This window comes from Teichococcus rhizosphaerae, from assembly GCF_002631185.1.
GTDB classification, from domain to species: domain Bacteria; phylum Pseudomonadota; class Alphaproteobacteria; order Acetobacterales; family Acetobacteraceae; genus Pseudoroseomonas; species Pseudoroseomonas rhizosphaerae.
On the sequence record NZ_PDNU01000063.1, the window covers coordinates 1 to 13,789 of the forward strand.

The window sequence follows — 13,789 nt, forward strand, 5'->3', positions numbered from 1 at the left end:
GGGTGGGTGGCCAACGGCACGGAGCCTCGCAGCGCCCTCTCCATCGTCGGGCCATCGAGATTTTCCCTGGCTGCGGCTTGGCCGCGCCGGAACGCTCCGGCTTTGCCCATGCCACCGGGAGCTTGAGAGCATGTCTGAATATTTTCCTGATGAGGCCGCGCGCGGCCTCTGGGAGGAGCGCCGCGCCGTGGTGCTGGGGCATCTGCGCGACGCCTCCGCCCCGCTCGCCGCCGAGGGTCTGGAAACGCGCGACATCCATGGCTGGGCGCTGTGGTGCCGGCTGAAGGGCTGGACGGTGGACATCACCACCAGCGTGCCCTTCAGCGAGTCGGAGCACCTCGCCATGCTGGAGCGCGCCATGAGGGTGACGGAGTTCGGCCCCGGCCGGCCGGTGGTGAAGGAGTGGCGCGTCCGCTTCCTGCCGGGCCGCGCCGTGCTGGCGCCGGAAGGGCGCGACGCGCTGGAGAAGGCCACCGAGGCGTTGCTGCGCTTCCTGCGGGAAGGCCCGCCGCCGCGGCTCGACGCGCGCGGCCGCCCGGCCCGCCGCCCCCTCCGCAACCCGACGCGCCGGGCAATGGCGCTGCGCGCCGGCTACGCCAAGGCCGGCTGAGAACCGGGGCGGGCTGGGAACCGGGGAGGGCCGCCCCCTCCCCGGGCCGTGCTCAGTTCCGGAACAGCTTGCCGGGGTTGAGGATGCCCTTGGGGTCCAGCGTGTTCTTCAGCCCGCGCATCACCGCCAGCACTTCCGCCCCGTGCTCCTGCTCCAGGAACTCGCGCTTGCCGAGGCCGATGCCGTGCTCGCCCGAGCAGGTGCCGCCGAGCGAGAGGCCCTGCGCCACGATCTGCCGGTCCAGCGCCCAGGCCTTTTCCAGCCCTTCCGGGTCGTCGGCGGGGAAGAGGATGACGACGTGGTAGTTGCCATCCCCCACATGGCCGACGATGCAGGTGTTCTGCCCCGCCGCCTCGGCCAGCGCCTTGGCGCCGGTGATGGCCTCGGCCAGACGCGAGATCGGCACGCAGACATCGGTGGTGATGCCGCGGCAGCCGGGATAGAGCGCGTTGGCCGCCCACCAGGCATCGTGCCGCGCCTTCCACAGCCGGCCGCGCGTCTCGGCATCCTCGGCCCAGGCGAAGCCGCGGCCGCCCATCTCGGCGGCGAGCGCCTCCACCGCCTCGGCCTGCTCGCGCACGCCGGCGGGGCTGCCGTGGAACTCCAGGAACAGGGTCGGCAGGGCCGCGTAGGGCAGCCCGGAATAGGCGATGGAGGCGCGCATCTGGTCCGCGTCCGCCAGCTCGATGCGCGCCACGGGGATGCCCGCCTGCATCGTCATGATGACGGTCTCGACCGCCGCCTGGAGGCTGTCGAACTGGCAGACGGCGGCGGTGGTCGCCTCCGGGATGCCGTGCAGCCGCAGGCGGATCCTGGTCACCACGCCGAGCGTGCCCTCGGAGCCCACGATCAGCCGCGTCAGGTCGTAGCCATTGGCGGCCTTGCGGGTGCGGCCGCCGGTGGTGATCACGCGGCCATCGGCCAGCACCACCTCGAGGCCCAGCACCGCCTCGCGCATGGTGCCGTAGCGCACGGCGTTGGTGCCGCTGGCGCGCGTCGCCACCATGCCGCCCAGCGTGCAGTGGCTGCCCGGATCGACGGGGAAGAACAGCCCCTGGTCGCGCAGGTGGTCGTTGAGCTGGTGGCGGGTCACGCCGGGCTCCACCAGGCAGTCCATGTCCTCGGCGTTCACCTCCAGCACCGCGTTCATGCGGGAAAGGTCGAGGCTGATGCCCCGGCGCACCGGCACCACATGCCCCTCCAGGCTGGTGCCGGCGCCGAAGGGCGTCACCGCCACGCCATGCGCGTTGCACAGCGCCAGCAGGCGGGACACCTCCTCCGTGGATTCCACGAAGGCCACGGCGTCGGGCAGCACGGGCGGGTTGGCGTCCTCGCCGCGGGCGTGCTGCTCGCGGATGGAGGCGTTGGTGGAAAGCCGGTCGCCCAGGAACTCGCGGGCGGCGGCGAGCACCGCGCCAAGCGGGGCGGCTCCGGGCGGGGCAGCTCCGGGCGGGGCGGTGTCGTGGGGGGTGGTGTCGAGCGTCAGGGTCATGCGGTCTCCTCCACCCGTGCCAGCGGGCAGGTCAGGCAATGCGGGCCACCGCCGCCCAGCGTGAACAGCGACAGTTCCGGGTCGAGCACGGTAAGCCCCTCGGCGCGCAGCGCGGCGTTCAGCCCCTGGCTGCCACGCGCCGAGATAACACGGCCCTGGCCCAGTGCCAGCACGTTGCAGCCGAGCTGCATCACCTCGCGGTAGGAGACGGGGATGCAGCGTATGCCGTGATCCGCCAGCCAGCCGAGCAGCGCGTCGTCCAGCACCTCGGTGCAGGCGACCGCGAGGCCCGGGGCGGCCATGCAGAACAGCACGTCCAGGTGCAGGAAATGCTCGTCGAACGGCTCGAGCCGCACCTCCCAGCCTTCCGCGCGCAGCCAGCCGGCGAGCTGCTCCGCCCCCGCCTCGTCGGTGCGGCCGCCGGAATGGCCGATCAGCGCGAGGCCGGGGCGGATGATGTGGACATCGCCCCCCTCCAGCGTGCCGGCCGAGGATTTCCGCCAGAAGGCGCTGCCCTGCGCGGCGTGGAAGTCGATCAGCGCCGCGTATTCGCCCCGCCGCTGCGGCCGCTCGAGCTGGCACAGCACCGGGCCCCGCTGCGTCACCACCACGCTGTCCCGCGTATAGGCCATGTAGGGCAGGTGCGGCTCGGGCTGGAGGCGGTGGACGGTGACGCCCGCCTCCTCCAGCGCCGCCACCAGCTCGCGGTGCTGGGCGGCCAGATGCGCGGGCGCCGGCGCCTGGCGGTGCTCCGACAGGGTGCGGCGGGCGATGCTGTTGGTGGGCAGCCACCGGTAGTGATCCGGAGGGCAGACGAGGACGTCCGTGAGGAGCCCGGTTTCGGAAGCGACGCGCCAGTGGGACATGCAGCTCAGGCTACGCCCGACGCAACCGGCGCGCCAGCGGGCGGAAGGCGGTTCAGTCGCCGAGCAGGCGCCGCATCGCGCGCAGCGTCTCGGGGGGCAGGGCGCGGATGCGGGCCGCCAGCAGGTTGGCCAGCTCCGTCGCCTCCGGCGAAAGGCCGGCCGTGTCCAGCGTCACGCGCGGATGGGACAGGCGGGCCAGGCGGACCATCTCCTCCGCGTCGTCCCAGATCAGCTCGAAATACTCGTTCACCTGGTGCACCAGCCCGGCGGAGGGCCGCCCGCGCCGCCCGTGCTCCAGCGCGGAGAGATAGGCGGCCGAGACGTGCAGCGCGGCGGCGAGCTGCTGCAGCGTCACGCCCTTCGCCTCGCGCAGCGCGCGCAGGCGGGCGCCGAAGGGGGTCACGGAAGCGGCCTCACGGGGCGCGGCGGCGGCGCAGCAGCAGGTGAACCACCCCCTGGTTCGGCGCCGGGTGGGCCGCGCCCAGCAGCAGCGGCCGCAGGTCCGGCGCGTTCAGCCAGTGCGGCAGCTCCCGCCGCAGCACGCCGCCATCCGGCGCGGGGCCCTTGCCCGTCACCACCGCCACACAGCGCAGCCCCTGGGCATGGGCGGAGAACAGGAAGGCGCGCACCGCCAGATAGGCCTCCTGCGCCCGCCGGCCATGCAGGTCCAGCGTCCGCTCCGGGCGGGTGCGGCCGCGGCGCAGGTCCTTCCAGCGCTGGTGGTCCAGCCCGCCCGGCTGGTGGCCGACATGCAGGGCGGAGGGGCGGGGCCTGGGCGCCGGGGAAGCGGGCGCGGATGGCGGGGGCGGGGCGGGCGGGGGCGGTGGCGGCTCGGCCACGGGCGCGGCCTGCAGGGGCGGCAGGGCATGGCCTGGCAGCGGCTTCACCGCAGCGGCATAGGCGCGCCACATGGCGCGCTCTTCCGGGGTGAGGGTTCGGCCGCGGCGGGGCATCGCAATCCTGAGGCAGAAAAAACAAAGGGGGCCAGAGGGAGCGCCGCCCCCTGGAACCCCTGCCGGGAACCTCCCGGCTCCCGCACCCCCACTTAGGGAGGCGGGCCCGGTTCGTCCACCAGGATGACATGCAGGCGGCGGGGGCCGTGCGCGCCCAGCTCCAGCGTCTGCTCGATGTCGGCGCTGCGAGAGGGGCCGGTCACCAGCATCACGTTGCGCGGCATGGGGCCAGCGCCGCGCAGGCGGTCCCACGCCTCCTCATAGGCGCCGACCACATCCGCCGCCCGCAGCACCACGATGGCGGTCTCGGCCAGCAGGTTCAGCGTGGTCGGGCGCTCGGGCGCGGAAGGGAGCATCAGCGTGCCGGTCTCGGCGATGCCGGCATAGCCGTGCTGCACCGAGACCATGTCCGTCCCCTCGGCGCGGCGCGCCTCCACCGAGAGCAGGGGCAGGGAGGACCAGGGCAGGGCCTGAAGCTCCGGATGGGGCGCCATCGCCAGGCGGGGCGGCAGGTTCTGGCCGGCCAGGTAGTCGGCCACCGCCTGCGGCACCTGGGAAGCGTCCGGCACCCGCTCCAGCGTGCCGAACTCCGCTTCCAGCCGGGCGATGAACAGCGCCACCTGCTCCCCGTGCGGCAGGCGGGAGCGGGCGGGGATCAGGTGGCGCGGGTGCCGCGCCATGCGGTCCCGCAGCATCTCCTGCTGGTCCTGCGGCAGCTCGCCGCGCTTCAGGCCGCGCCGGATGGCGCCCAGTATGGCGTTCCGGCTCATTCCCCGGCACCCCGGCGCTGGCGGGCGTAGCGGTCCATGAAGGTGCCGCCCGGCTCGGGCGCGGGCAGGTCGCGGCCCCGGGTCCAGCCGGCGGCGCCGGGCATCCAGGTGAAGGCGCCGCGCCCCCGCCCCAGCAGCCCGAGCGCGCCCATGCCGAGCCGCGCCGCCAGCCGGTAGGCGCCGGGCCGCCGCGCGAGCCAGCCCCACAGCCCCAGCGCCCGGCGCTGGGGGAGGGGCGTCAGGTGCCGCTCGAACTCGCGCTCCCGCCAGTGGCGCATCATCTTGGGCAGCGGGATCCTCACCGGGCAGACGCTCTCGCACCGCCCGCAGAAGGAGGAGGCGTTGGGCAGGTGCGCCGCCTTGTCCACGCCGACCAGCGAGGGGGTGAGCACGCTGCCCATGGGCCCCGGATAGACCCAGCCATAGGCGTGCCCGCCCGTCACGCCATAGACGGGGCAGTGGTTCATGCAGGCGGCGCAGCGGATGCAGCGCAGCATGTCCTGGAACTCGGTGCCGACCATGGCGGAGCGGCCATTGTCCACCAGCACCACGTGGTATTCCTCCGGCCCGTCGAGGTCGGCGGGGCGGCGGGCGCCGGTGGAGAAGGTGGTGTAGACGGAGAAGTCCTGCCCCGTGGCCGAGCGCGCCAGCAGCCGCAGCAGGGAGGTGCAGTCCTCCAGCGTCGGCACCACCTTCTCGATGCTGGCCAGCACCACATGCACGCGCGGCAGGGTCTGGGTCAGGTCGCCATTGCCCTCGTTGGTGACGATGACGGAGGAGCCGGTCTCGGCGATCAGGAAGTTGGCGCCGGTGATGCCGACATCGGCGGCGAGAAAGGCTTCCCGCAGCCGGGTGCGCGCCTCGGCCAGGATGTCCCGCCGCTCGTGGAAGACGCGGTCCGCCGGCAGGTCGGTGTGGCTGCGGCGGAAGCTTTCCTCCCAGTCCTCGCGGTTCAGGTGGAAGGCGGGCCCGATGATGTGGGAGGGCGGCTCGCGCCGGAGCTGGAGGATGTATTCGCCGAGGTCGGTCTCCACGGGGCGGATGCCGTTGGCCTCCAGGTGGTCGTTGATCCCGAGCTCCTCCGAGATCATCGACTTGCCCTTGGTGACGGTGCGGGCGCCGGCCTTGCGGCAGATCTCCAGCACGGCGGCGCGCGCCTCGTCGGCGGTGCCGCACCAGTGCACATGCCCGCCCGCCGCCTCCACCTTCTCCGCATAGGCTTCCAGGTAGAAGTCGAGGTTGGCGAGGGTGTGGTTCTTGATGTCGCGCCCGGTGTCGCGCAGCCGCTCGAACTCCGGCAGGGCGGCCACGGCGCGCGCCCGCTTGGCGTGCGAGCCGGTGCGCGAGAGCGCCTTCTGCAACCGGGCATCGGCCAGGGCGCGGGCGGCGTTCTCCTTGAACTGGGGCGAGGTGATGTACACGGCGGGCAGGTCTCCTTGCCCGCCACATTAGGCCGGAACCGCCGCGAAGGGCGATGGGGGGCTGGAAAAGAGCGGCGGAAAGGGGATTTCCCCCTCGCCCTGCCTCTCCTTCCCGGCCCGTCTCGCTCAGTCCGCGCTGGCGTCCTCGGTGGGGCCGCCAATGGCCGCCAGCAGCGCGGCGCGCAGCGAGGCGAGCTTGCGCTCGTTCTCGATCTTCAGGCCGAACACGTCCTTCACGTAGAACACGTCCACCGCCCGCACGCCGTAGGTGGTGATGTGCGCCGAGGCGATCTGCAGCCCCTGCTCGGAGATGGCGGCGGTCACGTCGTGCAGCAGGCCGGGCCGGTCGCGCCCGTTCAGCTCGATCACGGTGTGGGTATTGCTGGCGAAGTTGTCGATCACCACGCGCCCCGGCACCTGCACCGCGCGCAGCCGCGCGGGCTCGCGCCGGACCTTGCGGATCTCCTGCACCAGGTTGAGCCGGCCCGAGAGCGCCTGCTCGATCAGCACCGAGAGCCGGGCCAGCTTGTGCGAGGCGTCGAAGGCGCCGCCCCCGGTGGTCGATTGCGCGTCCTGCACCCAGAGCGTGTCCAGCGCCATGCCGTTGGTCATGGTGTGGATGCGCGCATCGACGATGGTGGCGCCGGCCACGGCCAGCGCGCCGGCGATGCGGCTGAACAGCCCGGGGTGGTCCGAGCAATAGACCGTCACCTCGGTCACCGCCCGCGCCTCCAGCACGCGGGTGGAGACGGAGAGCGGCGCGCCGGTGACCTCCGCCTCGCGGATCATGGCGGCGTGGCGGGCATGGCTTTCGGGGTCGAAGGAGAGCCAGTAGCCGGGATAGCCGAGGGAAAGGAAATGCTCCACCGCCTCCTTCGGCTGGTCCTCCAGCATGGCGGCGGCGGCCTGCTTGGCGCGGGCCACGCGCACGTCCCGCTCCGGCACGGAGAGGCCGCCGGCCAGCACCTCGGCCACGCGCCAGTAGAGCTCGCGCAGCAGCGTGGCCTTCCAGCCGTTCCAGACCTTCGGCCCCACCGCGCGCATGTCGGCCACCGTCAGCACCAGCAGCAGGCGCAGGCGTTCCGGCGACTGCACCACCTCGGCGATGTCGAGGATGGTCTTGGGGTCGTCGATGTCGCGCTTGAAGGCGGTCTGGCTGACCAGGAGGTGGTTCAGCACCAGCCAGGAGACGGTCTCGGTCTCCTCCGGCGCCAGGCCGAGCCGGGGGCAGATCTCCAGCGCCAGCCCGGCGCCGATCTCGGAATGGTCGCCGCCCCGGCCCTTGGCGATGTCGTGCAGCAGCACCGCGACATAGAGCGCGCGGCGGGAATGCACCTGGCCCACCAGCTCGCTCGCCACCGGCGCCGCCTCGTCCAGCTCGCCCTGCTCCAGCTGGTTGAGCACGGCGATCGCCTCGATCGTGTGCTCCTCCACGGTGAAGACGTGGTAGGTGTCGAACTGCATCAGGCCCACGATGCGGGCCCAGTCGGGGATGAAGCGGGACAGGAAGCCCACCTCGTTCAGCACCCGCATCCAGCGCGCCGAGTCGCGGCCCGTCAGGATGTCGAGGAACAGGGTGCTGGCCTCCGTGTCGCCGCGCAGCGCCTGGGCGCGGTGGGCGGAGCGGATCAGCGCCCGGTGCGCCAGCGGGTGCAGCTCCATCCCCCGGTCGCGCGCCGCGCGCACCAGGCGCAGCATGATGGCCGGGTCGTCCTCCACCACCCGGTCGGGCGCGAAGAGCAGCTTGCCGTCGGCCACCGCCACGCCGGCTGCGGTCAGCGCCGCGTCGGAGGGGCGGCTGACGGCGGGCAGGCCGAGCGCCGCGCGCTCGATGGCCGGCTCCAGCAGGCGCGACAGGCGCACCACGTCGCGGGCGGTCAGGAAGAGGTGCTTCATGAAGCGCTCCACCCCGTCCTGCTTGCCGTGGCGGGTGTAGCCCATGCGGGCGCCCACCACCGGCTGCAGGTCGAAGGTCAGGCGCTCCTCGGCGCGGCCGGTGACATAGTGGAGATGGAAGCGCACCGTCCACAGGAAGTCCCAGGCGCGCTTGAAGGCGCGCGCCTCGCGCGCGGTGAGCAGGCCGCCGCCGGGGCTGTCCGGCCCCACCAGCTCCGGCATCCGCTTCACGCCGAAGGCGTAGCGGGCCAGCCAGTACATGGTCTGGATGTCGCGCAGGCCGCCGCGGCCCTCCTTCAGGTGCGGCTCCACCAGATAGGGGCTGTCGCCGTAGCGCTTGTGGCGGGCGGCCCGCTCGGCGCGCTTGGCGGCGAGGAACTGGCCGATGCCCCAATCCTGACGCGCACCCGCGAAGGCCTCCTCGAAGCGGGCGAACACCGCCTGATCGCCCGCCAGGAAGCGGCCGTCGAGCAGCGCGGTCTGGATGGTGGCATCCGTCCGCGCATCCTCCAGGCACTCATGGATGCTGCGGGTGGCGTGGCCGACCTTCAGCCCGAGGTCCCACAGCAGGTAGAGCATGAACTCCACCGCCCGCCGCCCGCGCGGGCCGAGCGGCCGGTCGGACAGGAACAGCAGGTCGATGTCCGAATACGGCCCCAGCACGCCGCGCCCGTAGCCGCCGGTGGCGGCCAGCACGAAGGGCGGCTCGGTGGTGGCGGCGAAGGGGTTGGCCCCCGGCTCGCCCTGCTCGGGCGCGACCTGCGCCAGGGTGTAGGCGTGGATGGCGAAGATCAGCCCGTCCGTCAGCTCGCCCAGCATGCGGGCGGCGGTGAGGCCGGACAGGGCGTGTTCCTCGAAGGCTTCCTGCACCCGCGACTGGATGCGCCCGAGCTGCCGCCGCAGCAGCAGCAGCGCGGCGTCGCGCGGCACCGGCTCGCCGGGGCGGGGGATCAGGTCGAGAACGATGTCGGGCAATGGCCGCGGTGTCCCGGCGGAAGGGCTTGGGGGGGCGGCAAACGCGTCTGGCAAGGCGCCGGAGCTTCTCATCCGAAGGATGTTATCGCGCCCCGGGCCTTCGCAACAGCTTCGTGAATGCGGAACAGCGCGGACTTTGCCGCTTTGCAGCATTTTTTCGCCCGCCCCGTGAGCGGCGGGCAAGCGGCCGCGCCGGCCGGCCTCCCCTTCAACGGCCCTGGGGGCACGCCTCAGGCCAGATGTTTCAGGCGGTAGAGCGCCTCCAGCGCCTCGCGCGGGGTTAGCGTGTCGGGGTCGAGCGCCGCCACCGCCGCGCGCAGCGGATCCTCCGCCGCGCCGGCCGCGGCGGCGGTGGCGGAGGGCGCGGTATCGCGCTCCGCCACCTGGCCGAAGAGCGGCATCTCCTCGGCCAGCGGCTCCAGGCCGCGGGCGCGCTCCTCCAGCGCCGCCAGCACGGCGCCGGCGCGCGTCACCACGGCGCGCGGCACCCCCGCCAGCCGCGCCACGTGCAGCCCCCAGGACTTTTCCGCCGCCCCCGGCCCGACGAGGTGCTGGAACACCACCTCGCCCCGGTGCTCGCGCACCCGCATGGTGGCGAGCTGCAGCTCGGGCAGCTTTGGCGCCAGCGCCGTCAGCTCGTGGAAATGGGTGGCGAAGATGGCGCGGGCCCGGATGCGGTCGTGCAGCGCCTCCAGCACGCTCCAGGCGATGGCGAGCCCGTCCCAGGTGGCGGTGCCGCGCCCCACCTCGTCCAGCACCACGAGGGAGCGGGCGGTGGCCTGGTTCAGGATGGCGGCGGTCTCCGTCATCTCCACCATGAAGGTGGAGCGTCCGCCGGCGATGTCGTCCGCCGCGCCCACGCGGGAGAACAGCCGGTCCACCAGCCCGATCCGCGCGGATCCGGCGGGCACGAACAGCCCGGCCTGGGCTAGCACCACCATCAGCGCGTTCTGCCGCAGGAAGGTGGACTTGCCGGCCATGTTGGGCCCCGTCAGCAGGCAGAGGCGCCGGCCGGGGGAGAGGTCGGCGTCGTTCGGCACAAACGCGCCCGCGCCGCGCTGCCGGGCCAGCGCCGCCTCCACCACGGGGTGGCGGCCCTGGCGGATGCGGAACTCGGGGCGCTCCACCATCTCGGGGCGGCACCAGGCGCCGCCCGCCGCCAGCTCGGCGGCGGCGGCGTGGATGTCGGCCTCGGCCATGGCGGCGGCGGCGGCGTCGATCGGCCGCGCCGCCTCCAGGCAGAGGGCGCGCAGGTGCCGCACCACCGCCGCCTCGCGCTTCGCCGCCTGCTCGCCCGCCGCCGCGAGCTTGCGGTCCAGCTCGGCGAGTGCGGCACAGGTGAAGCGGTGGGCATTGGCCATGGTCTGCCGGTGCACCGGCGCATGGGGGCCCTCGCGGAGGGCGGCGGGCGGGTCGCGCAGCAGCTTCTCGCCGGCGGCGGCCGGCATCTCGGCCAGGAAGCCGAATTGCTGGTGGTGGCGGATCTTCAGCCCGGCCACGCCCCAGTCCTGCGCCAGCCGCAGCTGCATGGCGGCGATGGCGCCGCGCGCGTCGTCGCGCAGCCGCTTCAGCCCGTCCAGCTCCGCGTCATAGCCGGGGGCGACGATGTTGCCGTCCTCCAGCCGGGCGGGCAGCTCGGGGCAAAGGGCGCGCTCCAGCTCGGCGCGGGGCGAGCCCGCGGGGCGCAGCGCCTCGCGCGCCGCATCCAGCAGCGGTGGCATGCCGGGCCGCGCCAGCGCCTCCGCCATCGCCTCGGCGCGCGCCAGGCCGTCGCGGAGCGCCGCGAGGTCGCGCGGCGCGAAGCGGTCCAGCGCCAGGCGGGCCAGCGCGCGCGCCATGTCGGGCGCGCCGCGCAGCGCGGCCCGCAGCGCGCCCCGCAGCGGCGCGTCGGCCAGCAGGGCGGCCACGGCGTCGTGCCGCGCGCCGATCGCAGCGCCGTCGGTGAGCGGCGCGGCCAGGCGCGAGGCCAGCTCGCGGCAGCCGGGGGCGGTCAGAGTGCGGTCCACCGCCGCGGCCAGGCAGTTGCGCGTCTCGCCCCGCTCGCTCCGCAGGATCTCCAGGCTGCGGCGGGTGGCGGCGTCCATGCGCAGCACGGCGCGCCCGCCCTGCGGCTCGGGCGGGCGCAGGCGCGGCGCGGCCTCGCCCTGGGTGGCGCGCAGATAGTCCAGGGCCAGGGCGCAGGCCGACACCTCGGCGGCGCCGAGGCCGCCGAAGCCCTCCAGCGTGGCGACGCCGTAGAACGCCGCCACCCGCCGCGCCGGGTCGCGCGCGGCGGGGCGGTGGCTGATCCGCTCCGCCCAGGGGAGGAGGGCGGGAAGCGCGTCCAGCTCCTCCGGCAGCACGATCTCGGCCGGGTCGAGCCGCGCCAGCAGGCCGGGCAGCTCGGCCGCCGGCAGCGCCTCGCAGGCGAAGGCGCCGGTGGACAGGTCCGCCCAGGCGGCGGCCAGCTCGCCCTCCTCGCGCGCCAGCGCCAGCAGCCAGGCGGCGCGGCCGCCCTCCAGCAGCGCCTCCTCGGTGACGGTGCCGGGCGTGACGAGGCGGACCACCTCGCGCCGGATGGTGGGGGCGCGGCGCGCCTTGGCCTGTTCCGGGGTTTCCCGCTGCTCGCAGATGGCGACGCGGAAGCCGTGCCGGATCAGCCGCGCCAGGTAGTTCTCCAGCGCGTGCACCGGCACGCCGGCCATCGGGATGGGCTGGCCGCGATGCTCGCCGCGCTGCGACACGGCCAGCCCCAGCGCCTCGCCCGCGCGCCGCGCGTCGTCGAAGAACAGCTCGTAGAAATCGCCCATGCGGAAGAAGACCAGCGCCTCCGGATGCGCCTGCTTGGCGGCGAACCACTGGGCCATGGCGGGGGTGGCGCCCTCGGCGGGAGGCAGGGCGGGGGCGGGGGCGTCGTCGTCCATGCGCGCCTTCCTAGAGCAGATCCCGGGCCGGCGGAATCGGCCGGGCGCGGAGCGGCGGGACTTCAAGGGCCGGGAAGGTGCCTGGCGGGGCGGGAAAAGGCGCGTGGCAGGGGGCGCATGGCAGGGGGCGCGCCCGGGACCGGGTGGCGGAGGGCCAGGGTGGGGGGGAGGGGCGGGTTGTGGGGCGCCGCCGCTCCGCGCACTCTGCGCGCCATGTCCCGGCCGGGTGGAGGCGCGCGGCCGGGCAGGAGGCTGGCCACGCCTTGGCGGCCGCACAAAGGAGACCTGCCCCATGCTTCGCCGGACCCTGTTGAAGAGCGGCGCCGCCACGGCCCTGCTCGGCGGCGGCCTCGCCGCGCCCGTCCTGACCGCCCCGGCCCTGGCGCAGGATGCCCGCGCCTCCACGCTGCGCTTCGTGCCGCAGGCCAATCTGAGCGCGCTCGACCCGGTCTGGACCACCGCCACCGTCACCAGCAACCACGGCTACTATGTGTTCGACACGCTCTACTCGCTGGACGCGGCGCAGCGGCCGCGGCCGCAGATGGCCGAGGGCCACGAGGCGCTGGAGGATGGCAGGCTGTGGCGCATCCGCCTGCGCGAGGGGCTGCGCTTCCATGACGGCGAGCCGGTGCGGGCGCGGGACTGCGTGGCCAGCCTGAAGCGCTGGGCGGCGCGCGACGCCTTCGGCCAGCTGCTCGCGCGGGTGGTGCGCGAATGGCGCGTGGTGGACGACCGCACCTTCGAGATCCGGCTGGAGCGCGCCTTTCCGCTGCTGCTGACGGCGCTGGGCAAGACCGAGGCCTCGGTGCCCTTCATCATGCCCGAGCGCCTGGCGCAGACCGACCCGGGCAAGGCGGTGACCGAGATGGTCGGCTCCGGCCCCTACCGCTTCCTGGCCGGCGAGTACAATTCCGGCAGCCGCGTGGTCTATGAGAAGTTCGCGGGCTACGTGCCGCGCGGGGAGGCGCCGGAACACGCCACCGGCGCCAAGCTGGCGCATTTCCAGCGCATCGAGTGGCACATCATCCCCGACGCGGCGACCGCCGCCGGCGCGCTGATGAATGGCGAGGTGGACTGGTGGGAGCGCCCGCTGGCCGACCTGCAGCCGATGCTGGCGCGCAACCGCCAGATCCGCCGCGCGGTGACGGACAAGGCCGGCCGCCTGGCGCTGGCGCGGCTGAACTGCCTGCAGCCGCCCTTCGACGACGTGAGGCTGCGCCGCGCCGTGCTCGCCTCCGTCGTCCAGGAGAACCACATGCGCGCCTCCCAGGGGGATGACAGCTCCGTCTGGAGCGAGACGCGCAGCATCTGGCCCCGGCGCACCCCCTACCACCAGGACCACCCCGACCTGATGCCGGGCGACCTGGACCGCGCCCGCGCCATGCTGAAGGAGGCGGGATATGCGGATCAGAAGGTGGTCGTCATCAACCCGACCGACTTCCCCGACATCGGGCCCCTCGGTCAGGTGACGGCCGACGCGCTGCGCCGCATCGGCATGAATGTGGAGCTGGCGGAAACCGACTGGGGCACGGTGATCCAGCGCCGCAACTCGCGCGAGCCGGTGGAGAAGGGGGGCTGGAGCATCTTCCACACCACCGGCCCCGCCACCTTCTATGGCAGCCCCGCCATGTCGCCGCTGATCCGCGGCCAGGGCGAGGCCGGCTGGTTCGGCTGGTGGAAGAGCGAGCGCGCCGAGGCGCTGACCGAGGAATGGCTCTACGCCACCGACGAGGCGGCGCAGCGCCGCGCGGCGCAGGCGCTGGGCCGGCTCGGGCTGGAGGAGGTGGCCACCATCCCGCTCGGCCAGTTCACGCTGCGCACCGCCTTCCGCGGCGACCTCACCGGCCTGCTGGAGGGCACGGCCCCCTATCCGTGGAGCGTCCGCCGCGCCTGAGGCGGCAAT

At 74.2% G+C, this 13,789-nt stretch carries 10 protein-coding genes; 2 read left to right on the forward strand and 8 right to left on the reverse strand.

Going from position 1 to position 13,789, the window contains the following annotated elements:
• Positions 1-130 precede the first annotated feature (130 nt).
• Positions 131-610 (forward strand): hypothetical protein, encoded by a 480-nt coding sequence (locus CR162_RS20020; protein ID WP_099097276.1) that lies wholly within the window; start codon positions 131-133, stop codon positions 608-610.
• Positions 611-662: 52 nt separating this feature from the next.
• Here CR162_RS20020 and CR162_RS20025 read toward each other — a convergent pair whose 3' ends face one another.
• The 8 genes from CR162_RS20025 to mutS form a co-directional block, all read right to left on the reverse strand.
• A complete protein-coding gene (locus CR162_RS20025; RefSeq protein ID WP_408887465.1) occupies positions 663-2,096 on the reverse strand; it encodes an FAD-binding oxidoreductase in 1,434 nt (477 codons plus the stop codon).
• 2 nt (positions 2,097-2,098) lie between these two features.
• The gene (locus CR162_RS20030) at positions 2,099-2,968 is read right to left on the reverse strand and encodes a dimethylarginine dimethylaminohydrolase family protein (RefSeq protein ID WP_099097277.1); all 870 of its coding nucleotides are present in this window, start codon (positions 2,966-2,968) and stop codon (positions 2,099-2,101) included.
• 52 nt (positions 2,969-3,020) lie between these two features.
• A complete protein-coding gene (locus CR162_RS20035) occupies positions 3,021-3,371 on the reverse strand; it encodes a helix-turn-helix domain-containing protein (protein WP_099097278.1) in 351 nt (116 codons plus the stop codon).
• Positions 3,372-3,381: 10 nt separating this feature from the next.
• Complete coding sequence (locus CR162_RS20040) at positions 3,382-3,921, reverse strand: Smr/MutS family protein (RefSeq protein ID WP_099097279.1); 540 nt, start codon at positions 3,919-3,921, stop codon at positions 3,382-3,384.
• A gap of 92 nt (positions 3,922-4,013) precedes the next feature.
• Complete coding sequence (locus CR162_RS20045) at positions 4,014-4,691, reverse strand: LutC/YkgG family protein (protein ID WP_099097280.1); 678 nt, start codon at positions 4,689-4,691, stop codon at positions 4,014-4,016.
• Positions 4,688-6,112 (reverse strand): lactate utilization protein B, encoded by a 1,425-nt coding sequence (locus CR162_RS20050; RefSeq protein WP_099097281.1) that lies wholly within the window; start codon positions 6,110-6,112, stop codon positions 4,688-4,690. Before CR162_RS20050 ends, CR162_RS20045 begins: the two co-directional genes overlap by 4 nt.
• 126 nt (positions 6,113-6,238) lie before the next feature.
• Positions 6,239-9,055, reverse strand: a complete 2,817-nt coding sequence (locus CR162_RS20055; RefSeq protein ID WP_099097282.1) for a [protein-PII] uridylyltransferase — start codon at positions 9,053-9,055, stop codon at positions 6,239-6,241.
• A gap of 158 nt (positions 9,056-9,213) precedes the next feature.
• Positions 9,214-11,886 (reverse strand): DNA mismatch repair protein MutS, encoded by a 2,673-nt coding sequence (gene mutS / locus CR162_RS20060; RefSeq protein WP_099097283.1) that lies wholly within the window; start codon positions 11,884-11,886, stop codon positions 9,214-9,216.
• A 292-nt stretch (positions 11,887-12,178) separates the two neighbouring features.
• Between mutS and CR162_RS20065 the strand changes: the two genes are divergently transcribed.
• Positions 12,179-13,780, forward strand: coding sequence for an ABC transporter substrate-binding protein (locus CR162_RS20065; protein ID WP_099097284.1), 1,602 nt, complete (start codon positions 12,179-12,181; stop codon positions 13,778-13,780).
• Positions 13,781-13,789 lie beyond the last annotated feature (9 nt).